The organism is Rhodococcus sp. DMU1 (genome assembly GCF_012272955.1).
GTDB lineage: Bacteria > Actinomycetota > Actinomycetes > Mycobacteriales > Mycobacteriaceae > Rhodococcus > Rhodococcus aetherivorans.
Genome location: NZ_CP050952.1, coordinates 5,304,627 through 5,331,159, shown reverse-complemented (window position 1 = coordinate 5,331,159; position 26,533 = coordinate 5,304,627). Strand labels below are relative to the sequence as shown.

Sequence of the window (26,533 nt, the reverse complement as noted above, 5' to 3'; positions counted from 1 at the left end):
GGACGAGGAGATCACCGGATGACCACCCCCACGTTCCTGACCGACCCGCCGCGGTTCGTGTTCTTCACCGGCAAGGGCGGCGTCGGCAAGACCTCCATCGCCTGTGCGAGCGCGCTGAGCCTCGCCCGCGCCGGGAAGAAGGTGCTGCTGGTCTCGACGGACCCCGCCTCGAACGTCGGCCAGGTCTTCGGCCTGGCGATCGGCAACGCCCTCACCGCAATTCCCGCGGTGCCGGGCCTGTCGGCGCTCGAGATCGATCCCGAGCAGGCCGCCGACGCCTACCGTGAACGCATCGTCGGACCGGTGCGGGGTTTGCTGCCCGACGCGGAGATCGCCTCGATCACCGAGCAGCTCTCCGGTTCGTGCACCACCGAGGTCGCGTCCTTCGACGAGTTCACCTCCCTGCTGACCGACACCGACGGCGAGATCGCCTCGTTCGACCACGTACTGTTCGACACCGCCCCCACCGGACACACCATCCGGCTGCTGCAGCTGCCCGGGAACTGGACCGAGTTCCTCGAGGCGGGCAAGGGTGACGCGTCGTGCCTCGGACCGCTCGCCGGGCTCGACAAGCAGAAGGTCATGTACGCCGCCGCGGTCGGCGCACTGGCGGACCCGCAGCGCACCCGGCTCGTGCTCGTCGCCCGCGCCACCCGCTCCGCCCTCGCCGAGATCGACCGCACGCACGGCGAACTCGCCACCCTCGGGCTGAGCCGCCAGCACGTCGTCGTCAACGGCGTCCTGCCGGCGCCGTCCGGCGACACGGACCCTCTCGCCCTCGCGATCCACCGTCGCGAACAGGCCGCATTGGCGGGCATGCCGGCGGCGCTGAAACCGTTGCCACTGGACCTGATCGAGCTCAAGGCCGCGAACATGATCGGTCTCGATGCCCTCGGGACGCTGTTCGAGACGGCCGACGGCGGCATGGACCTCCCGCCGGAGACCGGCGCGGTGTCGGAGGTCGCGGATGCACCGCTGCGCGCCCTGATCGACGAGATCGAGCGGGACGGGCACGGTCTCGTGATGTGCATGGGCAAGGGCGGGGTCGGGAAGACCACGGTCGCCGCGGCCGTCGCCGTGGCCCTGGCCGAACGCGGACACGAGGTCCACCTGACCACCACCGACCCCGCCGCACACCTGACCGAGACCCTGCACGGCGACGTCGAACACCTCCACGTCTCGCGCATCGATCCCGCCGAGGCCACTCGCGCCTACCGCGAGCGGGTGATGGCCACCAAGGGTGCGCACCTCGACGAGCAGGGCCGCGCGACCCTCGCCGAGGACCTGCGCTCCCCGTGCACCGAGGAAGTGGCTGTCTTCCAAGCCTTCTCGCGAGTGATCCAGGAGTCCCGGCGCAAGTTCGTCGTCGTCGACACCGCGCCCACCGGCCACACCCTGCTGCTGCTCGACGCCACCGGGTCCTACCACCGCGACGTCACCCGGCAGCTGGGCCCCGGCCTGCACGCCGTCACCCCGATGATGCGCCTGCAGGACCCGGCTTCGACCAAGGTCCTGTTGATCACCCTCGCCGAGACCACCCCCGTGCTCGAGGCCGCCGGGCTCCAGGCCGACCTCGAACGTGCCGGTATTCACCCCTGGGCGTGGGTGATCGACAACTCCGTGGCCGCCGCCGCGCCCACCGCGCCGCTGCTGCGCCGCCGCGCCGCCGCCGAGCTCGAGCAGATCGACAAGATCCGTACCGAACTCGCCGATCGCTACGCGGTCGTGCCGCTGCTCGCGACCGAACCGGTCGGGGTGCCGGCGCTCAGGGCGCTCGGCGAAGTGTCCGCCCCGGTCGCCGTGCGGTAGCGCCCGGTTCCGACATGCGCGATCCCGCCCCGGCATCCGGGGCGGGATCGATGCGTGCGGCCGTGATCAGGCGCCGGCGGCCTCGAGGCCGGTGGTGATGTCGGCGAGGATGTCGTCGATGCCTTCGATGCCCACGGCGAGGCGGACCTGGCCGGGGGTGACGCCGGCGGCGAGTTGCTCGGTGGCGGTGAGCTGGGAGTGGGTGGTGGAGGCGGGGTGGATGACCAGCGAGCGGACGTCGCCGATGTTGGCGACGTGGCTGTGCAGGGTCAGTGCGTCGACGAACTTCTTGCCGGCGTCGACGCCGCCGGCGAGTTCGAAGGTGACGATGGCGCCGGTGCCGCGGGGGGCGAGCTGCCGGCCGCGTCGGTACCAGGGGGAGGAGGGCAGGCCGGCGTAGGCGACGGAGGTGACCTCGGGGCGACCGTCGAGGAATTCGGCGACGCGGGCGGCGTTGGCGACGTGCCGTTCCATGCGCAGCGACAGGGTTTCCAGGCCCTGGGCGATGAGGAAGGCGTTGAACGGGGACACCGCGGAGCCGAGGTCGCGCAGCAGTTGCACGCGGGCCTTGAGGGCGTAGGCGGGGGCGCCGAGGTCGGCGTAGACCACGCCGTGGTAGCTGGGGTCGGGGGTGACGAACTGGGGGTGCCGCGCGGTGCCGTCGGGGCCGGTGGCGGTCCAGTCGAAGGTGCCGCCGTCGACGAGGACGCCGGCGATGGCGGTGCCGTGGCCGCCGAGGTATTTGGTGGCCGAGTGCACGACGATGTCGGCGCCGTGCTCGAGGGGGCGGATCAGGTAGGGGGTGGCGACGGTGTTGTCGACGATCAGCGGCAGGTGGTGCTCGTGGGCCACCCCGGAGATGCCCGGCAGGTCGAGGAGGTGGTTCTTGGGGTTGGCGATGGTTTCGCCGTAGAAGGCGCGGGTGGTGGGGCGGATCGCGGCGCGCCACTGGTCGAGGTCGTCGGGGTCGTCGACGAAGGTGACCTCGATGCCGAGTCGGGGCAGGGTGTAGTGGAACAGGTTGTAGGTGCCGCCGTAGAGGTAGGGGCTGGAGACGAGGTGGTCGCCGGCGGCGGCGAGGTTGAGCACGGCGAAGGTTTCGGCGGCCTGGCCGGAGGACAGCAGCAGGGCGGCGGCGCCGCCTTCGAGGGCGGCGATGCGTTGTTCGACCGCGTCCTGGGTGGGGTTCATGATGCGGGTGTAGATGTTGCCCGGTTCGGTGAGGCCGAACAGGGCGGCGGCGTGGTCGGTGCTGTCGAAGGTGTAGCTGGTGGTCTGGTAGATCGGCAGGGCGCGGGCGCGGGTGTCGCCGCCGCCGGGCTGGCCCACGTGGATCTGCTTGGTCTCGAAGCTCCAGCCGGCGGCGGGATCGGTTGCGGGGGTTTCGCTCATGGGTTGCTGCTCCGTCTTTCGTTCGACAATCGTCTCGAGGTGACGTGACGGTTCCCGCGCGGAACTCGACACGGGGAACGCCACGTCGGATGCACAATCGGGATGCCCTATACGGGCGAGGTCCGGGTGCGGCCGGTCAGGCGGCCGGACACCCGCAGATACACATGCGCACGGCCCGGCAGCGGGCGGAAGGCCCCGGCATTGCCTGCATTCGTGTCCGGCTCACGCGCCCGACACTATCTGGTGTGCGGGGCGCCGACCAGCGCTCCCCGGAATTCACGCGATCTCGACCACGGTCCGCACCGGGGTGGGGTTGCGCGTCAGATCGAGGACGGGGCAGTGGGCGTCCACCGCTTCCTGCAGTTCGAGGTAGCGTTCGCGCGGCTCCGGTCCCGACAGCGTGACGGCGACCCGCACCTCCCCGAATCCGGGGCGGACGTCGTCGAAGCCGAAGAACCCGCGCACGTCCAGATCGCCCTCGGCGCGCGCCGAGATGTCGTCGACGCGGATCCCGAGCCGCTCCGCCCAGACGCGGTAGGTCACCACCTGGCAGGACAGCAGCGAGGCGAGGTAGTACTCGACGGGGTTCGGTGCGGTGTTCTCCCCGCCCAGGGCCGGCGGTTCGTCGACCTCGACGCTGAACCTGCCGAGGGCGACGGTGCTGGCGACGGCGTCGTGCCCGTGCGCTTCGGCGCGGAAGACGGCGTGAGCCCGGGTGGGGTCGTCGGCGATCGCCTCACGATTCGTGTCGACGACGGCGCGCAGGTGGGTGGACGGAGCAGTGGTCATGAATGTGCTTCCTCGACAGTCGGTTCGGGGGAGAGGCGGGCCTACGGGCACGGACACGTGGACGTCGCCGTGCGGGCGAAGTCGATGTGGCGGCGACGGGTCAGCAGGAGCACGGCGCAGACCGTAACCAATTCCCGACCGGAAAGCTAGGGATAGGTGCGTGTGTTCCGCGGCTCAGTGGGTGCACCCGGCGGGCGTCAGTTCGGCCAGCCGGGCGATCACGTCCCGGGCGGTGCCGCCGGCCGAGAGCACCCGCCGCTGCCGGACGGCCCCGTTGCCGCACGCCAGCACGGTGTGCAGACCCTCGCGGGCGTGCTGGTAGCTGCCGAGGTCCTCGAGGGCCGGCCGGACGTGCTCGATCATCGCCCGGAGCAGGTGCGCGGTCGGGCGACGGGCGGTCGACGGAAGGTCGATGCCGTCACCGGGCAGCCCGTCGTGCGCCGCGCGCCAGTACGCGGCCCGCAGCACTTCGGAGGAGAACGGCTCGGCGATGCGGCCGGCATCGAGGGCGCGCAGAGCGGTGAGCACCAGAGCGCGGACGAGGACGGCCACGAGGACCGTCTCGGCGACGGTCGAGGGGACATCGCACACCCGCACCTCGACAGTGGGGAAATTGGTCGACGGGCGGACGTCCCAGTAGACCATCGCCTTGTCGAGGATGCTGCCGCACTCCAGCATCGCCGCGACGGTGCGGTCGTACTCCTCGAGGGACGAGAAGTACGGTGGCGGACCGGCGCTCGGCCAGCGCGACCACAGGATCGAGCGCCAGCTCGCGTACCCGGTGTCGACGCCGCGGTGGATCGGGGAGTTGGCCGACAGCGCCAGCAGGGACGGCAACCACGGCCGGAGATGATTGCTCACCTGCACGGCGGTGGCGCGATCCGGCACGGCCACGTGCACGTGACAGCCGCAGATGCCCTGTTCCCGGGCCAGCATGCCGAAGACGCGTTCCATGCGCAGGTAGCGCGGCTTCGCCGTGACCGGCAGCTCGCGCGACCCGACGACCGGGACACCGACCGCCACCAGCCGGGAGCCGCAGCGGCGGGCGGCCTCGGCGACCAGGGACCGCCGGGTGGACAGGTCGGTGTACAGCTCGAGGGCGTCGTGGCACACGCCCGACGCCGTTTCCACCTGACACCGGTCCAGCTCGTACTGCAGTTCCACGCCGAGGTCGCGGGCCTGCGCGACGACCTCGGAGTTGTTGACGGCGGGTTCCCCGGTTTCCGCGTCGACGAGGAGGAACTCCTCCTCGACCCCCACCGTGGGGAGGTCGGACGATGTGGCCATGGTGCTCCCGGCGGGACTCGCGGTTCGTACCTGAATTCTGCGCCGCCGGGGACGGTGCTGCAGCACTTGCACGAATCCGGGTTGGCGGATCGGCGTGCGTCGCCGCCCGCACAGTACGGTCCTCCCCGGCTCCGCGGGCGACGAACACGCACAGGACCGGTGCCTCGGCCGGAGCGGAGAATCCCGTCGACACCGCCCCGCCCGGCGGTCCGGCCGAGTAGGGTCGATTCCCGGACCGTGGGAGGCGTAGTGAACGAATCGACACCGGTTCCCGGAGGGGCGTGGCCGACTCTGCGTACGGCCGACTGGGCCGCGACTCGGGACACCCTGCACATGTGGCTGCAGATCGTCGGCAAGATCCGGCTGGCCCACGCGCCGATGGTCAACCACTGGTGGCAGGCGACGCTGATTGTCACTCCACGCGGGCTGGGCACCTCGTCGATCCCCTACCGGCACGCCACCTTCGACATCGAGTTCGACTTCTGCGAGCACCGCCTGCACATCCGCTCGAGCGACGGCGGCAGCCGTTTCGTCCCGCTCACCGCACAATCGGTGGCGGACTTCTACTCCCGCACTCTGGGCGCCCTGGACGAGCTGGGCATCGCCACGCGAATCCAGGGCACCCCCAACGAGGTGGATCCGGCGATCCCGTTCGCGCAGGACCGCGAGCACAACACGTACGACCCCGATGCGGCCCACCTCTTCTGGCGGCAACTGCTCCAGGCCGACCGCATCCTCCACGAGTTCCGAGGGGACTTCCTCGGCAAGGTCAGTCCGGTGCACTTCTTCTGGGGCGCGATGGATCTCGCCTGTACCCGCTTCTCCGGACGCACCGCGCCACCGCACCCCGGAGGAATCCCCAACTGTGCCGACTGGGTGATGACCGAGGCGTACTCGCACGAGCTCAGCAGCTGCGGATTCTGGCCCGGCGGTGCGGACGAAGGGGCCTTCTATTCCTACGCCTACCCCGCACCGGAGGGCTTCGCCGCGCATCCGGTGCGCCCGGACGCCGCCTACTACTCCGCCGAGCTGGGTGAGTTCCTGTTGCCGTACGAGGCGGTGCGGACCGCCGCCGACCCCGACGCGGAACTGCTGCGGTTCCTGCGCAGCACCTATGAGGCAGCCGCCGAGCTCGGCCACTGGGATCGGGCCTACCTCGAGCGTCGACCGCAGTGAGCACGTTCGACGAATCCGGGCGGCCCGACGGCCGGGTGGGGTCGCGCGAGACCCCACGAGCTCGCGCGACCTCCGAGGCGGCGGCTCAGAGGAGATGGACCTTCTTGTAGAGGATCTTCGACGGACCGCCGATCAGGCCGACGCTGTCGAGGAACGTCATCAGCTTGGCGCCGGACTTGCGCACGCGGTCGTGGTAGTGGGTGTTGTTCCGGGCCTCGGCGATTGCCCGGTCGCGGTCGACGCCCGCGTTGCTGTACACGTCGGGGTGGATCATGCTCTTGACCACGAAGTACACGGTCACGGCGGTGTTGATGCGCTCGAACTGCAGGCGGGCACGGCTCGCGCCGGCCAGCCGGCGCGCGACCTCCTCGCGGGCGAACCGGATGTGCCGGGCCTCCTCGAGAACGTGGATCTTGCTGACCGTGCGCGTGACCGGCTGGACGCGTTCGTCGCGCATGAAGTCGCGCTGCATCATGTCCAGGATCTCCTCGGCGGCCATGACGCTCGCGTAGGCGTTGGCGCCCCGGAAGAATCCGCCCCACAGTCGGCCGAGGCGGTGGATGTAGCGGGCGGGACCGTAGTCCGGCATGCCGAGGCGCTCGCCGGCGCGGCCGAACATGACGGAGTGACGGCACTCGTCGGCGACCTCGGTGAGGGCGAACTGGACGTGGCGGGAGTGCTTGTCGCGGTTGTAGACGTCGCGCAGCAGCATCTGCATGAGCAGGATCTCGAACCACAGACCCACGCTCGAGACGCTCGCGGCCTCGTGCTTGGTCAGCTCGATGCGCTGTTCCTCGGTCATCTCGTCCCACAGCGCGGTGCCGTACAGCGTGCTCCACTCGGGGGTCATGCCGTACTTGTCGGCGGGGACGGGGGCCTCCCAGTCGACCTCGACCGTCGGGTCGTAGGACTTGCGGGCCGACGAGGCGAGCAGGCGCTGCGCCGTCTCCTCGCGGTCGGAGAGCGGGACGCCGGGGACGAAGCCCGTGCTCTCGGCTTCCGACGGGCGGGTGAGCGATGCGGTCATGTCTCCACCTTTTTAGTGTGACGACTGGTAACTGTTAATCCGAGGCTACCTCGTTGGTCTCCGGCGCACAACGGGGCGTGGCCGTCCAGGCGCCCATCGCCTGCATAACACCGCTCCGACCAGCGCCACCGCCCCGAGCGCCCAGCTCGCCTGCTGCATCCCGTGCGGCAGCGCATAGCGAGCGACTCCGAGTTCGGGTCTGCGCGGACCGGCGGCTTCGGTGACGACGACCGCGGCAGCGCGTGTATGCGAGATTGCACGGCCGCCATCATGTTGAGGCGGGCGGTCGGTCTACCTGCACGTTTTGAAAGATGGCCCACTCGCCCGACGTCCACCTGCCTCAGGAGTGTGGCACGAACACCGACGAGCCGCCGTGCCACATTTCTGAGGCACCCAGGTCAGCGCCCTGCTCGTGCCTCAGGTCGAGTGGCACAGGACATCCACGAGACGGTGTCACCTCCAGATCTCGTGTCACTCGGGTCGACAACTGTAGAAGTGCCCCAAACCAGTGAGGTCGAGGTCCGGTACGTGCAGGACATCGGCGCTCCTGTCGCGACGACGATCGCTGCAGCGGATCCGCATCGGATGATCCGGGACTGCCGGTGCGGTGCATGCGGAGTCACCGGCGTCGGCGGCACTATGCAGGGATGTCTTAGTCGGCCACCAACAACGGTGGCCATGTCCTCTACTGTCGACGGACATGAGAACCTGACCGTACGCGGACAGGAAGATGACCGCTGACGGCCAATAAGAGCCGACTGTGTGCGGACACGAAAGTGACCATCGACGGTCACGAATCTGCCCAGACCATCCCATTCGCCCCGGCGCGTCCGCGCCGGGGCGGCCCCTCCCGTGGTTTCGATTGCGATGCCTAGTCGAATCGAACGCCCCGGGAGGGACCACTGTGAAGTCTGACGGAGAACTGATGGACATACTCAATGCCTACGATCTGACCGGCTCGTACCGTGCCGCCGCGCAGTTGTGCGGCTGCTCGCACAACACCGTCAAGAAGGCCGTCGAGGGCCGGGCGGCGGGGCTGCCGCCGGCGGTGCGGCGCGCCCGGTTGATCGACGACTGGCACGACGTGCTCGAGGGGTGGGTGGCCGAGTCCCGCGGCAAGATCCGCGGCGACGTCGCGCACCGGCGGTTGCAGGCACTCGGCTACACCGGCACCGACCGTACCACCCGGCGGGCACTGTCGGAGATCAAAACCCAATGGCGACTGGGTAATACGCGAGTGCACCGCCCGTGGGTGACCGAACCGGGGTTGTGGCTGCAGTACGACTTCGGGGACGGTCCGGTCGTGGACGGCCGCAAACTGGTCCTGCTCGTCGCGTGGCTGGCGTGGTGCCGGTACCGGGTGGTGCTCGTGCTGCGGGACCGGACCGCGGCCAGCGTGTTCGCCGGCCTCGACCGGGTCTTCCGCATCCTCGGCGGCGCCCCGACCTACCTGCTCACCGACAACGAGAAGACCGTCACCACCGGTCACATCGCCGGGGTCCCGGTCCGGAACCGGCAGGCGGTGACGTTCGGACGCTACTACGGCATCTCGGTGCTGACCTGCGCTCCGGCCGATCCCGCCTCGAAGGGCGGGGTGGAGAACGCCGTCAAACTCGCCAAGGCCGACATCGTGCCCACCGAGACGAACCTGCTGTCCCGCTACGACAGCGTCGCCGCGGTCGAGGCGGCCGCCGCGGAGTTCATGGACCAGGTCAACACCCGCACCCACCGCGCCACCGGCCGCGTCCCGGCCGAGATGCTCACCGAGGAACGCCCCCGGCTGCACGCGATACCGGACCTGCCGCACACCGCCGCGCTCGGGGTCACCCGTCGTGTCCCCGACACCACCCCGATGATCACCTTCGAACACGGCCAATACTCCGTTCCGGCAACACTGTTGGGGCACAGCGTGTGGGTGCGCCACCACGCAGGCACCGACGAGATCGTCGTCTGCGCCCTCGACGACGGCGGCCCGGTCGAAGTCGCCCGGCACCGGCGCACCACCGTCGGCAGCCCCGCGATCGACGACCGACACTTCCCCGACCACCGCGCCACGGTCCCCGGCGACTACCGGGTCCGTGCCCGCACCGCCGCCGAACACGCCTTCCTCGCCATCGGCGAGGGCGCGGCCTGCTGGCTCAAGGAAGCCGCCGCCGTCGGCACCGAACGCATGGGGCAGAAGATGGCCCATGCGGTCGCACTGTCCACCCTCGTCGACCGCGCCGACGTCGACTGGGCACTCGGGCACGCCGCGGTGCACGGCCGCTTCGCCACCGGCGACCTCGACTCGATCCTGCGCGCCAAGGGCCTGGATCCGACCCGCCACCGAGCCCGCGAGGACACCTCCCTCGCCCAGGGAACCCGGGGATGGACCCTGCTGGGCGCCACCGGACCCGACGAGGAGGTGGGCGCATGAACCCCACGACGGCACCGCTGTCCGCCGACGTCGAGGCCCTGATGCGGCAGCTGCGGCTGCCGCATGCCCGTGCGATCGCCGCCGACGTGCTGGCCACCGCCCGCTCGCAGCGGTGGGACCCCACCGAGGTGATCAAAGCACTGTTGGCGGAGGAGGCGGCCGGGCGGGCCCGGTCGATGCTCGCCTCCCGCCGCAAGGCCGCCGGATTTCCCACCGGCAAGACCTTCGACGTCTGGGACGAGACCGCCTCGTCGATCCCGTTGCCGACCCAACACGCCCTCAAGACCCTCGAATGGGTGCACCGGCGCGAGAACCTCGTCGTCTGCGGCCCCTCGGGCACCGGCAAGACGTTCTTCCTCGAAGCCCTCGGCCAACGCGTCATCGAGGCCGGCATGCCGGTGGCCTGGTTCACCCTCGAACAGATCGGGGTGCTCGTGCGCTCCCACCGCGCCGACGACTCCCTCGGCAAAGCGATCGCCAAGATCGTCCGCGCCGAACTCGTCGTCATCGACGACGTCGGCTTGCTCCCGGTCGGGGCCGATGCCGCCGAAGGGCTCTACCGCATCGTCGAAGCCGCCTACGAACGCAAATCCGTGGCGGTCTCGTCGAACCTGCACCCCAGCGGCTTCGACGAGCTGATGCCCAAGACCCTGGCCACCGCCACCGTCGACCGGCTGCTGCACCACGCCCACCTCTGCCAGACCAGCGGCGACTCCGTGCGCCTGGCCCAAGCCCTCAACGGGAAAGGAGTCAAAGCTCTGACCTGACCACCACCCGGTGGCGGACACCCCGCGGGCAGATTCGTGTCCGCCACCGGTCAGCCCCACATGTCCGCCCACGGTCAGCCCTCATGTCCGCCCGCAGTCAGATCCAGATGTCCATTGACACTCTACGAGAGCCGGCTCGAATTGGACCGGCAGTGGCGGGCGGACTACGCGCCCGAGATGGTGCGGTTTGAGGCACAGCCAATGTGCCTGTGAAGTATCGGCGGAAAACACGCGTCGGCTGTGCTGGATCCGCTGTTCAAGCGTGCGGGCCGCTGTATCGCGGTGATCGCGGTTTGATCACCATCCGCGACAGCGCGGAGGCCATCCCGACTACGGCATCTGTACGGCGCGTCCAGTCGTCGTGGTGCGGTGCGGCGACCGAAGTCTTCCAGGCCTCGCGTCATCGACCGCCAGAGTGGTAGCCAGTACTTCACCGGCAGTGGTTCACCCGCTCGCTGCGGCTGCTCGACGTGTCCAAGATCGTGAGAAACGTGGTCTACCTGCGTCAGCGGAACTACGCTCTCGACTCAGCCCCCCATAGTCGTTCGCGGCACGGGGTGTGCACCATTCACGGCATCGTCTACCGCGGTCGGTTCACTCGTGCGACGTCGATCACGCTGTTCGTGTGCCCCGTCGAGGCGTTCCCTGCCCGGCTCAAGCCGTCGTTGCCCCTCGCGCATCCTGCCCTCGGGGATGCGATTGATCCCGCAGCGCACGAGCTTGGTTATGCCCTCATCGGACTGCAGGAATGACACTTGGCCAGGCGATTATGGCCTGCTCAGGCGGGGTAGTGTGAGTCGTACCGGTTGGTTGAGAGGACTCTGCAGGCACTGTTTGTGCAGTAGGTTCGATGGACGAAGGTGATGACTGAACAATCTCCGTTCGATACCCAGCGCGACGTGACCCCTACGGTTGCCGCGGAGCTCGGTGCTGAGGGGCTGGAAGATGCTCAGGAGATCGGGCGTGGTGGTTTCGCGGTGGTCTATCGCTGTAACCAGGTGGCCCTGAACCGGACGGTTGCGGTGAAGGTGCTTGTCGCCGATCTGGACGACGAGAATCGGTCGCGTTTTCTTCGGGAGCAGCGAGCGCTGGGGCAGATGACCGGGCATCCGAACATCGTCCATGTGCTGGAGGTCGGGGTCACCGGCAGCGGCCGCCCCTATCTGGTGATGCCGTACCACGCGCAGGACTCGCTCGACGCGCGGATCCGCCGGCATGGGCCGTTGTCTGTCGAGCAGACCCTGCGGCTGGGGGTGAGGATGGCCGGTGCGCTCGAGTCGGCGCATCGACTGGGCGTACTGCATCGTGACGTCAAGCCTGCCAATATTCTCCTTACCGACTACGGCGAGCCGGTGTTGGCCGACTTCGGGATCGCGCACATGGCCGACGCGTTCCGCACGGCCACCGGTGTGGTGACCGGGTCTCCGGCATTCACCGCAGCGGAGGTGCTCGCTGGGGGCCCGTCGACGGCGGCTGCGGATGTGTACGGGTTGGGTGCGACCTTGTTTGCCGCGTTGACCGGACATGCCGCGTTCGAGCGGCGCGGCGGGGAGCAGATGGTGGCGCAGTTCCTGCGCATCTCCACCGAGCCGGTGCCGGATCTACGCGACCAGGGCCTGCCGGAGGAGTTGTGCGCGGTTGTCGAGAAGGCGATGTCGCGTGATCCCGCTGAACGTCCGTCCGCTGCGATGTTCGGCGAGGAGCTGCGGGCATTGCAGGTGCGCTACGGTTTCCCTCTGGACGAGATGGCGGTGCCTACGGATCCGCACAGCGGGGTGGACGGACCGCAACCGGAGCAGACCCCTGGGTCGGTACCCCGGCCGTTCCGTTCCGGGGTGAAGGGAAATCTCCCGCTGGAGTTGAGTAGTTTCGTCGGGCGACGCGCAGAGATGACCGGGGTCAAGAACCGGTTGTCGGCGTCTCGTTTGGTCACGTTGACCGGTATCGGTGGTGTCGGCAAGTCCCGGTTGGCCCTGCATGTGGCCGGCAACATGCGGCGGGAGTTCCCGGACGGGGTGTGGCTGATCGAGCTGGAGCGACTGCACGACCCGTCGTTGGTGGCCGGCGTCGTGGCGGACACCCTGGGTCTGCGCGTCGGCTCGTCGGGGCACATATCGGAGCTTCTTGTCGATCTTCTGGCGCGGCGGACGTTGTTGCTGGTGTTCGACAACTGCGAGCAGCTGATCGATGCGGTGGCGCAGCTGGTGGAAACGCTATTGCGCAGCTGTCCACACTTGCGAGTGCTCGCCACCAGCCGAGAAGCCCTGGGCGTGGCGGGGGAGTCGGTGCTGCCGGTACCGCCGCTGGCGGTACCTGACCTGAGCCAGGCGCCGTCGTTGCGGCGGCTGCCCCGCTACGACGCGGTGACCTTGTTCGCCGAGCGTGCCGCCGCCGTCGCACCGGGATTCGAGCTGACCGACGCCAACAGGGCGACGGTGGCGCGCATCTGTCAGAGCCTGGATGGGTTGCCACTGGCGATCGAACTTGCCGCCGCCCGGCTGCGAGCGATGTCGTGTGAGCAGATTCTTCAGCGGCTGACCGACCGATACTCTCTGTTGACCCGTGGTAGCCGCACGGCCCCGGCTCGCCAGCAGACGCTGCGTATGTGTGTCGACTGGAGTTACGAGTTGTGCACCCGGGCCGAGCGGCAGGTGTGGGCGCAGGCGGCGGTGTTCACCGGTGGGTGTGAACTCGCTGCCGCGGAAGATGTGTGCCGGCTCGAGGACGGGCCTGACGACGTGCTCGACGTTCTGACCGCCCTGGTCGACAAGTCCGTGCTGATCCGCGACGAGCAGGGCGGTGTGGTCCGTTTCCGGATGCTCGAGTCCGTGCGTGAGTACGGGTGGGAGAAGCTGATCGACAGTGGTGAGCAGCAGCGTGTGCGTCGGCGGCACCGCAATTGGTGCCGACGCCTTGTCCTCGAAGCCGAGGGCGAATGGATCAGTTCCCGGCAGCTGGAGTGGATTGCCCGGCTCGATCGGGAGCAACCGAATATCCGTGCAGCTCTGGAATTCACGCTGTCTCATTCCGATGATGCCGATGTTGCTGCAGGACTGCAGATCGCTGCTGCCTTGTTCCCCTTCTGGAGTTGTCGGGGGTTGTTCGGGGAGGGACGGCGCTGGCTCGGTCACGCCTTGTCTCATCATTGCGGCGAGACCTCGACGGAGCGTGCCAAGGCCCTCTTCGTTGCCAGTGTGCTCGCGGCAAGACAGGGGGATCTTGCTGCCGGCGCTGCGCTGGTGGACGAGGCACATGTGCTGGCCGAGCGAACCTCAGATCCGGTGATGCGAGGGTGGTACGCGTACGCCGACGGTATGCAGGCGGGTTACAGCGGCGATCTCGACCGAGCGTGTCGCTCGCTCGAGGAGGCTCGCACGCTGCTCGACACGGGCACGAGCGTTTCTCAGACCACCGTGCACATCCTGCAATCGTTGGGTTGGGCGTACGGATTGCGGGGGGACACTGCCCGTGCGACAACGTGCCACGAACGGGTCTTCGCGATCACGGAATCGCGGGGTGAGACCGTGTACAGGTCCCATTCGTTGTGGGCATTGGGGGTCGTGGTGTGGGAGCAGGGCGATCGTCGACGGGCCGCGCGATTGCTCGAGCAGGCGTTGCGGTTGACCCGCACGGTGAACGATCCCTTTATCGCTTCGGCATGTCTCGAGGCGCTCGCCGGCATCGCCGGCGACGACCAGGACGCCCGGCGCGCTGCTGTCTTGATGGGTGCAGCAGACGAGGTGAGGCGCAGTGTCGGCGGAGTGGCAGTTCGGACGCCGCCTCTGTTGACTCGTCGTGCCGAGTGTGAGCGCACTGTGCGCCGCGTCTTGGGTGAGCGCGCGTTTACCGCTGCGTACCGGAAGGGGAGCGCGTTGGGGCTCGATGCTGCGGTGTCCTATGCAGTGGGCGAGCACCAGCGTGCGGTGGGCTCGTTGGCTCCCGGGTCGTCTGCGGGTCTGACCAAGCGCGAGCAGCAGGTGGCGGAGTTGGTGGCGGAAGGTCTGACCAACAAGGCGATCGCCGCTCGGCTCGTCATCTCGGAGCGGACTGTGCACGCACATGTCGAGCACGTGCTGGCCAAGCTTGGGTTCACTTCTCGGACGCAAATCGCCGCCTGGGTCGTCGAACGGGCCGCTGAAGAGCACTCGAGTACAGGGGGTCAAGGCGCCGAGGGTCTGGAAGCGTGAACTGCAGGCGGTGCCGGGCCTGTGCAGCTGTACCGCTCGGCGGAGCAAAGCGATTTCCCGAGGCGGTCGGGTGCTATGCAGAGTCGAAGGTCCGGCTCCTGGTCTCGGTGGCCAGCGCGGGTGGGGTGCCATCTCCTCGCAAGTGTGCGAGCATGACGATTCTCGAATCCTATATCTTCCAGAGACTTTCTGAGATATCCATGTTGGTCCTAGAACATCGGCAGTGACCGAGTTCGGGATGCGTTCTTACGGTCGGCGCGTCGTGCACCGTCGGAGTTTCAATCCCGTTCTTCACGAGGCTGCGGAATTGTCACGCTGGTATCACCCAGGCGCTCTATGTCCCCCGCGCCGGTGATCACCGCCACGGCGCGGCGTTTCGTGCAAGACGGTTTGTCGTCTCGGTGAGTCCGAACAGAGGGAATCGGTCACCTGTGTCGGTACCCTGCAAGCAGATTCGTCTCCAGCGTTCGGGGGAGGCGACCGAAACTGCGAGCCAACAGAAGATCCATGGCCCCTCATCGAGGGCTGCGATGGCAAGGACTCGGGGATACGTTCTCGGTCCGTGTTCACGTTGCGTGCAGTAGACAATCCGAGATGATATGACGATCCCTCGGCCGGCTGAGGCGCAGGGGCGCAGCTTGTCGCTGCCGCAAGGGCATCGGGCCGCCATGGGTGGCAGGAACTCCCTACAGGTCTGGCATCGTCTGAGAAGAAGTGCTCGGCATTCAGGGTGCGAATCCGGGGAGCGCCCGGTGGTGCCCGGATCGCCGAGAGTGCTTGTTTCAGTACGAGTTGCCGGAGCTGAGAGCGAATCGAGTGAACGGTTCGGACCGAACTGCGTCATGTGCTTTCCTGCGGATCAGGTCTTCGGCGGCGAACCAAGGATCCGCAATGGAGGGTCAGGCACGTAATGGCCGACCTACCTATCTTCCTGCCCATTCGTGCCGGGTCGAGGGGGAGACGGGAAGCTCTACTGAGACCCCAGGGCTCGTCGGCCGGGCGTTCCGAGGGGGAAGGGTGGGAGGTCGGCGTCTCGGCGGTACGGCGGTGACGCGACGACAGCAGATGCGGGTGATGGTTGACACAGACCGAGTTCCTATAGATGATTTAGAGGGTCTCATCACGTACCGAGTCAGGAAGGATTGTGGTGCCGTGAGCAAGTACAGGGTTATCGACACCGATACTCATCTCATCGAGCCGGCGAATCTGTGGACCGATCGCCTGCCCAAGGCGTGGGGTTCGGACGTTCTGCACGTCAAGTGGGACGACAAGACCCAGTCGGATCTGTGGTTCTTCGGCGACGAGCCGCTCAAGGGCGCATGGACCTGGGCGAACTGGGGGTGGAAGCACTACAACTCCGACGTCCACGACGGCACCGGGCCGGCGCGGCTCGAGGAGGCGAACCCGGCGGCGTACGACGTCGACGCCCGGGTGGCGTTCATGGACGCGCAGGGCTTCGAGATGCAGGTGCTCTACCCCAACCTCGCCGGGTTCGACTGGAAGCCGTTCGTGCAGCATCCCAACCCGCAGCTGGCGATGGCGCACCTGGCCGCGTACAACGATTTCCAGCTCGAATGGGTGCAGAAGTACCCGGGCCGGTTCATTCCCATGATGGTGATCCCGTACTGGGATCTCGAGGCCACCCTCGCCGAGATCGAACGCCTGGCGGACGCGGGTTTCGGTGGCATCGTCACCACCGGCGCCCCGCACGAGCACGGGCAGCCGCCGCTGGGCAGCCGCAAATGGGATCCGCTGTGGAAGGCCTGCGAGGAGGCCGGGCTGTCGGTCAGTTTCCACACCGCCAGTGGCGACTTCCGGGAGCTGCTCAAGCGCAACGAAGAGGACGAGGTCACCGGCGGTGCGCTGATCGCCCGGGACGGGCCGCACATGTACCTCGCCAACGCGGTCATCGTCGGTGACCTGCTGATGTCCGGCATCCTCGCGCGGTTCCCCACGCTGCAGTTCGTCTCGGTGGAGAGCGGGATCGGCTGGGCACCGTTCGTGCTCGAAGCGCTCGACAAGCGTTTCCAGAAGAACGGGGTCTTCCGGTCCCATCCGGAGTTCGGGGACATGCTGCCCAGCGACTTCTTCAAGCGGCAGGTGTCGTTGAACTTCTGGTTCGAAGAGCTCGACGACTACCACCTCGAGACGCTCTCGCTGCGCCCGATCCTGTTCGAGACGGACTTCCCGCATCCGACCGGCTACCACCGGCCGACCCTCGAGGAGAACATCGAACTCGTCCTCGGTCGGCAACCGGAAGAGGTCCGCCGCGCCGTGCTGTGGGACAACGCGGCCCGGCTCTACGCCAAGGCCCTGGAAAAGCAGGGCGTCAACCCCCACCAGGCCGTCACCGTCTGACACCACGCCACTGCGGCAACACACCCCCGCGGCGCTCTGGGGCCCCCACCCCACACCCCAGAGCGCCGCTCGGCCCCCGGCCTTACACATGAGGCTGCGCCTGTACGACAATTTCGGTAACAGGAGAATTGAAATGACAACGGATGCTACGGACAGCAAACCCGAAATTCTCACCCAAGCGGGTCCTGCGACAGGCCGGCTGGCGGGAGTGAACCATATTCAGCTGATTGTGTCGGATATGGACCAGAGTGTCCGGTTCTATCGCGACATCCTCGGTATGACTGTCATCCGCACAACCGCGGACTACCCCGCCCCGGGACGCGGGTACCAGATCCTGAAAAACACCTTTCTCGACATGGGCAACGGAAACCTCCTGTCACTGATCGTCATCGGAGGTCCCGGAATTTCCGGTGCACCGAAGCATGCGGAGCCCTCTGTGAGCGCCGAATGGCTGTGGCCCGGCGTTCCCGAACAGCAGTGGACGCCCCGCAAGTTCGACCACCTCGCGTTCAACGTCGACACTCACGAGGATGTCGTCTGGTTCAAGGAGCACCTCGAGAGCCATGGGGTGAAGACGAGCAAGATCATCGCCCGAGACTACGAGGCATGGGTGGAATCCCTCTACTTCTATGACCCGGACGGAATTCCGGTGGAAATTGCCACTTTCGACAGAAGCCATCCGAAGTGGGACGAGCATCGCCCGACAGATTGGTTCCGTGATCCTGACCCGGTGCCGGCTCTGCGAGTAGACCAACCATGACCTCGCCGAACGGTAACCTCGTCTACCGGCCACAGGAAGCGCCGTCCCCGACACACGCAGATGCTCGTGTCATCGGCGAGGTACAGCCTGCGGATTTGTGCGCTGCGGAGGCGGCGGCCGAAGCATTCCTTCGCGCTCTCGGCATCGATGTCGACTCGGGCGGCGTGAGGGATACACCGAAACGCATGACTCGTGCGTATTCGGACTTGTTCACGCCGCAATCGTTCGAATTGACCACTTTTCCCAATGACGAAGGGTACGACGAACTCGTAGTCGCCAAGTCGATACCCATGCGTTCCGTGTGCGAACATCACCTGTTGCCCTTCAGCGGGGTCGCACATGTCGGTTATCTCCCCGGGGCCAGAGTCGTGGGCCTTTCCAAACTGGCCAGAATCGTCGAGTTCTTCGCCCGCAGACCTCAAGTGCAGGAACGCCTCACAAAGCAGATCGCGGACTGTTTGGTCGACAGGCTCGGCCCGAAAGGCGTGGGAGTGGTGATCGAAGCTGAACACAGTTGCATGTCGATGCGAGGCGTACGTGCAATCGGCGCTACCACGGTCACGTCAACTCTGCTGGGCTCTTTTCGCGATGACCCCCGTTCGAGGCAAGAGTTCTTTGTTCTCACTGGAATCTGATCACGTGCCGCTCAGCCGCAGTCACCTGCATACGAGTGGGGGATAGGGACTCACAGCTGCACTTGCCCCAGTGTGCGGCGAGCCGGACGGTTCACTTCGAGTCCTCTCGAGGAGAGTACGACATGTTCTTGAGTCGATTCGCCGGTAGGCAGCTGAGGGCGGCGGACGTCGCCCAACTCAGCCCGAAGCCCGGCTGCTGCCGCAGCAGACCGCGGTGTCTTCGCTGTCCCGTCGTGGTGGCACAGATGCAGAAGTTGGTTGCGTCCGATGTCGGCGATCGGGAACTGGAAAAAGCTCTGCGCAAAGTTCGTCAACGTCGCTGAAACGATTGGTGCAGGGAGGCGAGATCGGGCCCCGAGCTCGAAGAGCCCCCCACGGGACGGAACGTTCGATTCGCAAGAACCTGGACAAGACGAATCTTGGCAGGCGGAAAGGAAACTGTGCGTAGTACTGATGGATCGGGATTCGCCGAGCTCTTGCTGCGGGTGACAATCGGCGGCACAATGCTTGCTCACGGGATCAAGCATGGCCGCACGATCGAAGGTACATCTCGATGGTTCGAATCGATCGGTTTCCGGCATCCCAAACGGCAAGCACGTGCAAGTGCCGGGGTAGAAATCCTCTCCGGACTCGGACTCATTTCCGGGCTCGGTACCCCTGCAAGTGCAGCTGCCGTGGTCGCCACAATGGGTGTGGCAACGCGAGCCGTGCACGCCCCTAACGGATTCTTCATCACTGCTGAAGGGTTCGAGTATGCGATGACGCTCGCCCTGGGCAGTGTCGCGATAGTCGCTCTCGAACCCGGGCATCGGAGCGTAGACCGGTACACGTTCTTTCGACGTCGCCGCGGATCTCGCTATGCGCTGGCGACAGTGGCCGTAGGGGCCACATCTGCCTTGCTCCACACTGCTCTGTTCTGGAACCGGCCAGGCGCGACCAACGATTCCCAGTCCGGCAGCATCGGGGCTTCTGTTCCTGCGCAGGCCGCTAGCTGAGCGTTCATTGTGGTCGGCGGCTCAAGTCACCCCATTATTGCTTCTGTAGGAACGTATTCTCCGAGAACGCCTACGTATCGACAGCACGACAACAAGAACAAGGACTTCTTATGGCTTTGCTGACTATCGGTGACCAATTCCCTGCCTACAACCTCAAGTCCGTCGTCGGTGGCGACCTGTCCCAGGTCGACGCTCACGAGTCAGATGACTACTTCACTCAAGTCACCAGCGACGACCACGCCGGCAAATGGCGCATCGTGTTCTTCTGGCCGAAGGACTTCACCTTCATCTGCCCTACCGAAATCGCAGCCTTCGGCAGACTGAACGACGAGTTCGCCGATCGCGGGGCGCAAGTGCTCGGTGTATCCGTCGACAACGAGTTCGTCCACTTCCAGTGGCGGGTCCAACACGAGGACCTGAAGTCGCTTCCCTTCCCCATGCTGTCGGACCTCAAGCGTGAGCTGACCTCGGCCACCGGTGTTCTCAATTCTGACGGCATCGCCGACCGGGCAACCTTCATCGTGGACCCGAACAACGAGATTCAGTTTGTTTCCGTCACCGCTGGGTCCGTAGGACGGAACGTCGACGAGGTGGTACGCGTGCTCGATGCCCTACAGTCCACCGAGCTGTGCGCCTGCAACTGGAGGAAGGGCGATCCCACGATCGATGCTGGTGAACATCTCAAGGAAGCCTTCTGAGTCGGCCGATCCCATTGAAATGCCCTTCTCGCTTCAGCGTCAACACTTCACGCTGCGGCACCATACCGGCTGCGAACCAGCATTCCGAGCGGATGAGTTTCCTCCTCGACGTGGGACTCGTCCTTGTGCACGACGGACTTGTGCAGTCTCTCTCCTGATTGCTGATACGCCTTCCTGTACCTATCCCGACTCCGACGAGCTGCTCACCGACGGCCTCGACGTCCTCGCTGCCGCCGTCCGCGATGTCGCGGGCGTGCGCCCGACCCTGGCAGGAGCCACCCGATGACCCACACCCTCCCCGCGGGCGTCCCGACCCGGCTCTGGCTGGGCGGCAAGCTCACCGACTCGTCCACCGGCGCGACGTTCCCCGTCGAGGACCCCGCCACCGGCGCGGTGCTCGCCGACGTCGCCGACGCCTCCGCCGACGACGGGCTGCGCGCCCTCGACCTCGCCGTCGCCGCGCAGGCCGAGTGGGCCGCGACCGCGCCCCGGGTGCGCGGCGAGATCCTGCGCACCGCCTTCGACCTCGTCCACGCCCGCGCCGACGACTTCGCCCGCGTCATCACCCTCGAGATGGGCAAGACCGTCGCCGAGGCGCGCGGCGAGGTGAACTACGGCGCCGAGTTCCTGCGCTGGTTCGCCGAGGAGGCCGTGCGCATCGGCGGCCGCACCGCCACCGCCCCCGCCGGCAGCGGGCGCATCCTCGTCACCAAGGAACCGGTCGGGCCGGTCCTGGCGATCACCCCGTGGAACTTCCCGCTGGCGATGGCCACCCGCAAGATCGGCCCGGCCCTGGCCGCGGGCTGCCCGATCCTGGTCAAGCCGGCCGCCGAGACCCCGCTGACGATGCTGCTGCTCGGGCAGGTCTTCGCCGACGCCGGCCTGCCGGCCGGGGTGCTGTCGATCCTGCCCGCCACCGACGCCGCCGCGCTGACCGGGCCGCTGCTCACCGACGCGCGGCTGCGCAAGATCACCTTCACCGGCTCCACCGGCGTCGGCAAGCTGCTGGTCCGCCAGTCCGCCGACCGGCTGCTGCGCACCTCGATGGAACTCGGCGGCAACGCCCCGTTCCTGGTGTTCGACGACGCCGACGTCGACGCCGCCGTGGACGGCGCGACGGCCGCGAAGATGCGCAACGGCGGCGAGGCCTGCACCGCCGCCAACCGCTTCCACGTCGCCCGCAGCGTCGCCGGCGAGTTCACCGACAAGCTCACCGCCCGCATCGCGGCGCTGCGCACCGGCCACGGCCTCGACGACGGCACCGACCTCGGCCCGCTGATCACCGCCCGGCAGCGCGCCACGGTCGAGGCACTGGTGCGCGACGCCGTCGAGCGCGGTGCCCGGGTCCGCACCGGCGGGCAGATCCCCGCCGGACCCGGCACGTTCTACCCGCCGACCGTGCTCGACGAGGTCCCGGCCGACGCGCGGCTGCTGCGGGAGGAGATCTTCGGTCCGGTCGCGGCGATCACCGTCTTCGACACCGAGGACGAGGCGATCGCCGCCGCCAACGCCACCGAATACGGCCTGGCCGCGTACTTCTACACCCGCGACCTCGACCGCGCGATGCGCGTGGCGTCCGCGCTGAAGACCGGCATGGTCGGTGTCAACCGCGGCATCATCTCCGACGTCGCCGCCCCGTTCGGTGGCGTCAAGGAGTCCGGATTCGGCCGCGAAGGCGCGGCCGAGGGTATCGAGGAATACCTCGACACCAAGTACATCGCGGTCTGATGACCTGCACCCATGAAAGAGGAAGGCGGCCCGTAGGAGAAGTCGACGACGGTGGCCTCTTGGCGTGTATGCCTCTCTGCTCTGCGTACAGGCATGCTGCGCCCCGCTCACCTTGGGCAGGCCTGAGGTCGGGCGCTGGTGCACCTGCCGCACAGTTTGCGAAAACTGTCCGCAGTCGAACGAGACCGGTGGCCTGGGCTGTGGGCCAGAAGTGACGTCGTTCCAACGGACAAAGGCGGATTCGCTGTGGGCCGAGACGCCAGCACCTCGGAAAGGTCCGGGAACCCCGAGTGAGGGGCCGGACATCGTCACTCATCCGCCGCCGCCCAGGACATCCTGCGTTTCAGTAGTAGGGCACCACCTTGGTCAACCGTCCGACCTCCATGGTCTTGATCAGAGGTTCCGAGCAAGAGACTGAGAAAGTAGCCGATTTGACATACTCATCTGCCGCCCGACCCCAGTCGATTCCCAGTGCAGTGGCGCGTTCGTGGTTGCTGGTGTGCGCCGCCGACCCAGAGGCGCTCCGTCGCGCCGACGCCAGCGACGCAGACGTGGTCGTTGTCGACCTCGAAGATGGGGTCGCCGACGTCGACAAGGACTTCGCCCGGCAGCAGGTTCATCGCCGCCTGCACACCGGATGTCCGACGTGGTTGCGGATCAACGACGCCACCACCAGGCATTGGAGCATCGACTTGGACTTGCTCGCGGACACTCCAACGCCTGCAGGAGTTATGCTGGCGAAGGCTGAGAGCGCGGAGCAAGTCGAGGCGACGGCTGCGCGCCTCGGCAACCAGGTTCCGATCGTCCCGCTGATCGAATCCGCTGTCGGCCTCGAGAACGTACGTGCCATTGCTGCTGCTTCGTTGGTGCGTCTCGCATTTGGGTCCGGTGACTTCCGTCGCGATACTGGAGCGGGAGCTGATCCAGTTGCCCTTGCGTATGCCCGCTCGCGACTGGTCGTCGCCAGCAGGGCCGAACGGATTTCTGCCCCGATCGACGGTCCCTCTCTCACCGATGACCTGGAAGAACTGCGCGCTGACATCAAGGTGGGGACGTCGGCCGGCATGGCCGGAAAGCTGTGTTTGACTGCAGCGCACGCCGAACCGATCAATACCGCGCTGTCACCGAGCACCGACGATATGGCGTGGGCTCGCACGCTGATTGACCGACTTGGAGAGGACGGTGCCAGGATCCGGAGCGGCAGCGAGCGGCCGCAGCTGGACCGAGCTTTGAAGATCAAAGCCCGTGCTGAGTTCTTTGGACCCTGGGGCGCCAGATGATCGGCTGATTGACTGTGCGCTTCGGGATGGCAGGGGGTGGGCGTGGTGCGTCGGCGAGTACGCGGAGGAACTTGTCGGATCGACCGTCCCTCATCGTCCGGCGTGCCCGCCTCAAGGCCGGTCCGCCTCGGTACGAGCGAGCCGGGGCGATTGGCGCGCGGCTCAACGGCGCGTAGCTGCGCGACCGATGTGCGTCCGACGTCCGATGGTCCCACAAAGTGCGTGCCGCGCGGCGACAACTCGCGGGCTGGGCAGCTCCTAAGAACGTGTCTCACATGGACGGTGTGCGCTGCGCTGCATGATCTATCTCTTGGTCGACGATCGCGCAGTGTTCACGGCGAGAACGTTCGTGCCGCTCCACCATCACCTGCTTCACGAGGCTCTTCGCATGAAACACCCTCTTATGGGCACTCCCATCCCTGGGTGCAACAGTCACTGCTGGCGTTTGCTCACATTGACCTGAGTTAGGACATTTGGCTTAGAGCATGTCTCATTTGGCCAGTTTCTTGAAGCAGGTCAGCGCAGCAGCGAGTTGGAGAAAGGCAGCGAAGTGCTCACCGTGACGTTCGTAGCGCATCGTCAGCCGGCGATAGCCGCTCAGCCACGCCAGGGTGCGTTCGACCTTCCACCGGTAACGGCCGAGGCGCTCGCTGCTGTCGACGCCGCGGCGGGCGATACGCGGGACGATGCCCCGTGCCCGCAGCCACCGGCGGTGTACGGGATAGTCGTAACCCTTGTCCGCCCGCAACCGGCCGGGCCGGCGGCGACGCGGACCACGACGCGATCGCACCGCCGGAATCGCAGTGACCATCGGCTGCAGCATGACACTGTCGTGGGTGTTTGCCGAGGTCACCGCGGTGACCAGTGGGATACCATCGGCGTCGGAGAGGATGTGGATCTTCGAGCCGTTCTTGCCTCGATCGACCGGGCTGGGACCGGTCAGAGAGCCCCCCTTTTCGCCCGGACGTGCGCGGCGTCCAGGATCGCCGCGGACCAGTCCAGGTCCCCGCCGGCGCCGAGTCGGTCGAGGATTTGGCGGTGCAACTCGTCGAACACCCCGGCCTTGACCCAGGCCGCGAACCGGCGGTGCGCGGTCGGGACGCTGACCCCGAACGACGGTGGCAGGTGCCGCCAGGCGCAGCCACTGGTGAGCACGTAGACGACGGCGGTGAACACCGCCCGATCATCGAGCGCCGCCCGGCCGCCGCCCTGCGGCCTCGGCGAGAACCGAGGCAGCAGCGGTTCGACGATCTCCCACAACGCATCCGGCACCAACCGAGTAGACAACGCATCGACCACGCCATGCATCATGCCGTACACAGGATCCGACCCATACAAGACACGCTCTTAGTGTCCCGATTCGAAGCCGAGACGGGTGAGAATCTCCAGTTCAGCAGCAGGGATCTGCGGCGGAAAGTCCTGGACGGCGCCGTTGATGGCGATGGTCGAGGTTCGTAGCGGCCGCAGTTGCTTGACCAGCCTCGCGATCGCCACACCGGTGTGGTCCTGGGCGCAGCGGGCGACGGCCAGAGCGGCGAACACGATGGTCAGGTGCGCCTCGATGGCGTCGCGGGTGCGGTGGAACATCGGCCGTGCCCGCAGATCGGTCTTCGACATGCGAAACGACTGCTCGACATGCCACAGGTCGTGGTACTTGCCGATCACCTCGCCCGGTTCCATGAGCGTGACCGGGATATTGGTGACGTATCCCTTCAAGCCGACCAGCGATCGAGCTCGTGCCAGCGCGGCATCATCGAGTCGCTGACCTGCGGTGGTGGTCTTGACGAAGCGCGTCGCCTTCGACTTCTGGGTGCCCTCGACCACCGCCCGCGCCCTCGCCTCCTGGGCATTGAGAGTCTGGTTGTCGCGCACGGCACGTTTGCGGGTGTACTGCCAGATCGCCCGCCACGAGGTGGGATGCCGAACCGGATCCCAGACCGGTTCGGCCCGCCTTTTCACGGTGTTGACCACGCTGCGGGCGTGCCGGGGGGTGACGGTGTCGATGATCTGCCCATCGGTGAACACATCACCGTGCCAATGGAAATGGGACGTCAGATCAGCGGGCGCCTTCGTCACCCGGGAGCCGACGATGAACTTCAGGCCGGCCTCGTCGAGAGCGGTGAGATTCGCCGCCGACAGCATGCCGGCATCGGCGGCGATGACCATCTCCACGCCCTCGAGGTCGTGCCGGGCTTGGAACTGACGCACCATGGGGACCAGGGTGTGCGTTTCGGCCTTGTTGCCCTCGAAACAGGCGATCTCCAGTGGGAACCCGGTGCGGTCGACGAGCAACCCGACCACGATTTGTGGATCGACCCGGCGCTCTTTGGAGTAGCCGACCTTGCGCAGGTCGTCTTCCTTCTCGGCCTCGAAGTACAAGGTGGTCACATCGAACAGCAGCAATCCCAACCCGCCGGTGCTGGCCGCGTACTCGAAGCAACGGCGGGCGATCCGGTCGCGGTAGTCGCCGGTGATGATCTGCGCGAGGTGGCGTTGAATCCTTTTGTACGACACCGGATCAGCGCCGAGATCGTCGAGGACGCGCAGGGCATCGATCTTCGAGGTCGGTTCGACGATCCGGGCGATGACCAGGTCTTTGAACACCGCGTCGTCGATGATGTCGAAGCCGAGCCCGTCGTAGACGAAGGTGAGCACGTCGTAGAGCAACCGGGCGCTGGTGCGCACGGTTCGTCCCGCCCCGGCGAGCTCGCCACCCTTGCTCGTCGTCGGGCCGGGCAGTTGGCCGGTCCGCCAGTCGGCAACATCGGCGATCTGCTCGACGGGCGTCGGCACATCCAGCTCCAGCACGCCTTGATCGCCGTGCAGCAGGTGTCGGGCTCGTTCGAGCAGAATGCCCAGCTCGACGTCGGTATGCGCGGACCCGACGTGAGCGAGGATCTCGTGCCGGCCGCGGTGTTTGCGCACGACCTGCACCGCTACCGCCCCGGATGCGGTGCGCACTTTCCGCACGAATGCCACGGCCCGAACCTACCTGCTTAGTGTCCCGATCCGCTTCGTCGACGTCGTGAATGCGCAGGTGGAAGCCTCGGCAGGTGTTCTACCCGCCAGTAATGTCCTAACTCAGGAGGCTCTTCGCATGAAACACCCTCTTATGGGCACTCCCATCCCTGGGTGCAACAGTCACTGCTGGCGTTTGCTCACATTGATGCCCAGCGATCGGGTCACCGCCGTGTAGGTGATGCAGCAAGACAACCGATTGAACTGAATG

General features: G+C 67.0%; 19 protein-coding genes. 13 read left to right on the top strand and 6 right to left on the bottom strand.

What is annotated here, in order from left to right; translation table 11 throughout:
- Positions 1-18: 18 nt before the first annotated feature.
- Positions 19-1,809 (top strand): arsenical pump-driving ATPase, encoded by a 1,791-nt coding sequence (gene arsA / locus HFP48_RS24255; RefSeq protein ID WP_168580188.1) that lies wholly within the window; start codon positions 19-21, stop codon positions 1,807-1,809.
- A gap of 66 nt (positions 1,810-1,875) precedes the next feature.
- Here the strand turns inward: arsA and HFP48_RS24250 are convergent, their stop codons facing one another.
- The 3 genes from HFP48_RS24250 to HFP48_RS24240 all read right to left on the bottom strand — a co-directional run bounded on the left by HFP48_RS24250 (position 1,876) and on the right by HFP48_RS24240 (position 5,277).
- Positions 1,876-3,201, bottom strand: coding sequence for a bifunctional o-acetylhomoserine/o-acetylserine sulfhydrylase (locus tag HFP48_RS24250; RefSeq protein WP_168580187.1), 1,326 nt, complete (start codon positions 3,199-3,201; stop codon positions 1,876-1,878).
- 276 nt (positions 3,202-3,477) lie between these two features.
- A complete protein-coding gene (locus HFP48_RS24245; protein WP_006930353.1) occupies positions 3,478-3,990 on the bottom strand; it encodes an OsmC family protein in 513 nt (170 codons plus the stop codon).
- Between the two features lie 174 nt (positions 3,991-4,164).
- Positions 4,165-5,277 (bottom strand): glutamate--cysteine ligase, encoded by a 1,113-nt coding sequence (locus HFP48_RS24240; protein WP_168580186.1) that lies wholly within the window; start codon positions 5,275-5,277, stop codon positions 4,165-4,167.
- 249 nt (positions 5,278-5,526) lie between these two features.
- Here HFP48_RS24240 and HFP48_RS24235 point away from each other — a divergent pair, with 249 nt between their 5' ends.
- Complete coding sequence (locus tag HFP48_RS24235; protein ID WP_168580185.1) at positions 5,527-6,453, top strand: DUF5996 family protein; 927 nt, start codon at positions 5,527-5,529, stop codon at positions 6,451-6,453.
- 85 nt (positions 6,454-6,538) lie between these two features.
- On the opposite strand, the gene HFP48_RS24230 is transcribed toward HFP48_RS24235, so the two are convergent.
- The gene (locus HFP48_RS24230) at positions 6,539-7,480 is read right to left on the bottom strand and encodes a diiron oxygenase (RefSeq protein ID WP_029546368.1); all 942 of its coding nucleotides are present in this window, start codon (positions 7,478-7,480) and stop codon (positions 6,539-6,541) included.
- Between the two features lie 904 nt (positions 7,481-8,384).
- Here HFP48_RS24230 and istA point away from each other — a divergent pair.
- The 11 genes from istA (at position 8,385) to HFP48_RS24170 (ending at position 23,304) form a co-directional block, all read left to right on the top strand.
- A complete protein-coding gene (gene istA, locus HFP48_RS24225) occupies positions 8,385-9,896 on the top strand; it encodes an IS21 family transposase (RefSeq protein WP_168580001.1) in 1,512 nt (503 codons plus the stop codon).
- Complete coding sequence (gene istB, locus HFP48_RS24220; RefSeq protein WP_102032129.1) at positions 9,893-10,663, top strand: IS21-like element helper ATPase IstB; 771 nt, start codon at positions 9,893-9,895, stop codon at positions 10,661-10,663. Before istA ends, istB begins: the two co-directional genes overlap by 4 nt.
- Before the next feature lie 470 nt (positions 10,664-11,133).
- The gene (locus HFP48_RS24215) at positions 11,134-11,415 is read left to right on the top strand and encodes a hypothetical protein (protein ID WP_168580184.1); all 282 of its coding nucleotides are present in this window, start codon (positions 11,134-11,136) and stop codon (positions 11,413-11,415) included.
- Between the two features lie 111 nt (positions 11,416-11,526).
- On the top strand, positions 11,527-14,850 hold the full coding sequence (locus HFP48_RS24210) for a protein kinase (RefSeq protein ID WP_168580183.1): 3,324 nt from the start codon (positions 11,527-11,529) through the stop codon (positions 14,848-14,850).
- Positions 14,851-16,002: 1,152 nt separating this feature from the next.
- Positions 16,003-17,208: an amidohydrolase family protein gene (locus tag HFP48_RS24205; protein WP_168580174.1), complete on the top strand. Its 1,206-nt coding sequence runs from the start codon at positions 16,003-16,005 to the stop codon at positions 17,206-17,208.
- Positions 17,209-17,341: 133 nt separating this feature from the next.
- Complete coding sequence (locus tag HFP48_RS24200) at positions 17,342-17,968, top strand: VOC family protein (RefSeq protein WP_168580182.1); 627 nt, start codon at positions 17,342-17,344, stop codon at positions 17,966-17,968.
- Complete coding sequence (gene folE, locus HFP48_RS24195) at positions 17,965-18,603, top strand: GTP cyclohydrolase I FolE (RefSeq protein WP_168580181.1); 639 nt, start codon at positions 17,965-17,967, stop codon at positions 18,601-18,603. Before HFP48_RS24200 ends, folE begins: the two co-directional genes overlap by 4 nt.
- A 440-nt stretch (positions 18,604-19,043) precedes the next feature.
- A complete protein-coding gene (locus HFP48_RS24185; protein ID WP_348983353.1) occupies positions 19,044-19,598 on the top strand; it encodes a DoxX family protein in 555 nt (184 codons plus the stop codon).
- Positions 19,599-19,708: 110 nt separating this feature from the next.
- Entirely contained in the window at positions 19,709-20,296 is a 588-nt protein-coding gene (locus tag HFP48_RS24180; RefSeq protein WP_168580179.1) for a peroxiredoxin, read from the top strand.
- A 282-nt stretch (positions 20,297-20,578) separates the two neighbouring features.
- A complete protein-coding gene (locus HFP48_RS24175; protein WP_168580178.1) occupies positions 20,579-22,024 on the top strand; it encodes an NAD-dependent succinate-semialdehyde dehydrogenase in 1,446 nt (481 codons plus the stop codon).
- Between the two features lie 431 nt (positions 22,025-22,455).
- Positions 22,456-23,304 (top strand): aldolase/citrate lyase family protein, encoded by an 849-nt coding sequence (locus tag HFP48_RS24170; protein ID WP_246872472.1) that lies wholly within the window; start codon positions 22,456-22,458, stop codon positions 23,302-23,304.
- A gap of 490 nt (positions 23,305-23,794) precedes the next feature.
- Here the strand turns inward: HFP48_RS24170 and HFP48_RS24165 are convergent.
- Together HFP48_RS24165 and HFP48_RS24160 are read right to left on the bottom strand one after the other, a co-directional pair.
- A protein-coding gene (locus tag HFP48_RS24165; RefSeq protein ID WP_246872563.1) for an IS5 family transposase occupies positions 23,795-24,612 on the bottom strand; the annotation gives its coding sequence in 2 pieces (ribosomal slippage) (positions 23,795-24,253 and positions 24,256-24,612; 816 coding nt in all).
- Between the two features lie 39 nt (positions 24,613-24,651).
- On the bottom strand, positions 24,652-26,283 hold the full coding sequence (locus tag HFP48_RS24160) for an IS1634 family transposase (protein ID WP_168579021.1): 1,632 nt from the start codon (positions 26,281-26,283) through the stop codon (positions 24,652-24,654).
- Between the last annotated feature and the right edge of the window lie 250 nt (positions 26,284-26,533).

Bases quoted from the DNA above. Each gene is read 5' to 3' on its own strand.
- arsA (WP_168580188.1), top strand. From the start codon at position 19: ATGACCACCCCCACGTTCCTGACCGACCCGCCGCGGTTCGTGTTCTTC.
- HFP48_RS24250 (WP_168580187.1), bottom strand. From the start codon at position 3,201: ATGAGCGAAACCCCCGCAACCGATCCCGCCGCCGGCTGGAGCTTCGAG.
- HFP48_RS24245 (WP_006930353.1), bottom strand. From the start codon at position 3,990: ATGACCACTGCTCCGTCCACCCACCTGCGCGCCGTCGTCGACACGAAT.
- HFP48_RS24240 (WP_168580186.1), bottom strand. From the start codon at position 5,277: ATGGCCACATCGTCCGACCTCCCCACGGTGGGGGTCGAGGAGGAGTTC.
- HFP48_RS24230 (WP_029546368.1), bottom strand. From the start codon at position 7,480: ATGACCGCATCGCTCACCCGCCCGTCGGAAGCCGAGAGCACGGGCTTC.
- istB (WP_102032129.1), top strand. From the start codon at position 9,893: ATGAACCCCACGACGGCACCGCTGTCCGCCGACGTCGAGGCCCTGATG.
- HFP48_RS24210 (WP_168580183.1), top strand. From the start codon at position 11,527: ATGACTGAACAATCTCCGTTCGATACCCAGCGCGACGTGACCCCTACG.
- HFP48_RS24200 (WP_168580182.1), top strand. From the start codon at position 17,342: ATGACAACGGATGCTACGGACAGCAAACCCGAAATTCTCACCCAAGCG.
- folE (WP_168580181.1), top strand. From the start codon at position 17,965: ATGACCTCGCCGAACGGTAACCTCGTCTACCGGCCACAGGAAGCGCCG.
- HFP48_RS24180 (WP_168580179.1), top strand. From the start codon at position 19,709: ATGGCTTTGCTGACTATCGGTGACCAATTCCCTGCCTACAACCTCAAG.
- HFP48_RS24175 (WP_168580178.1), top strand. From the start codon at position 20,579: ATGACCCACACCCTCCCCGCGGGCGTCCCGACCCGGCTCTGGCTGGGC.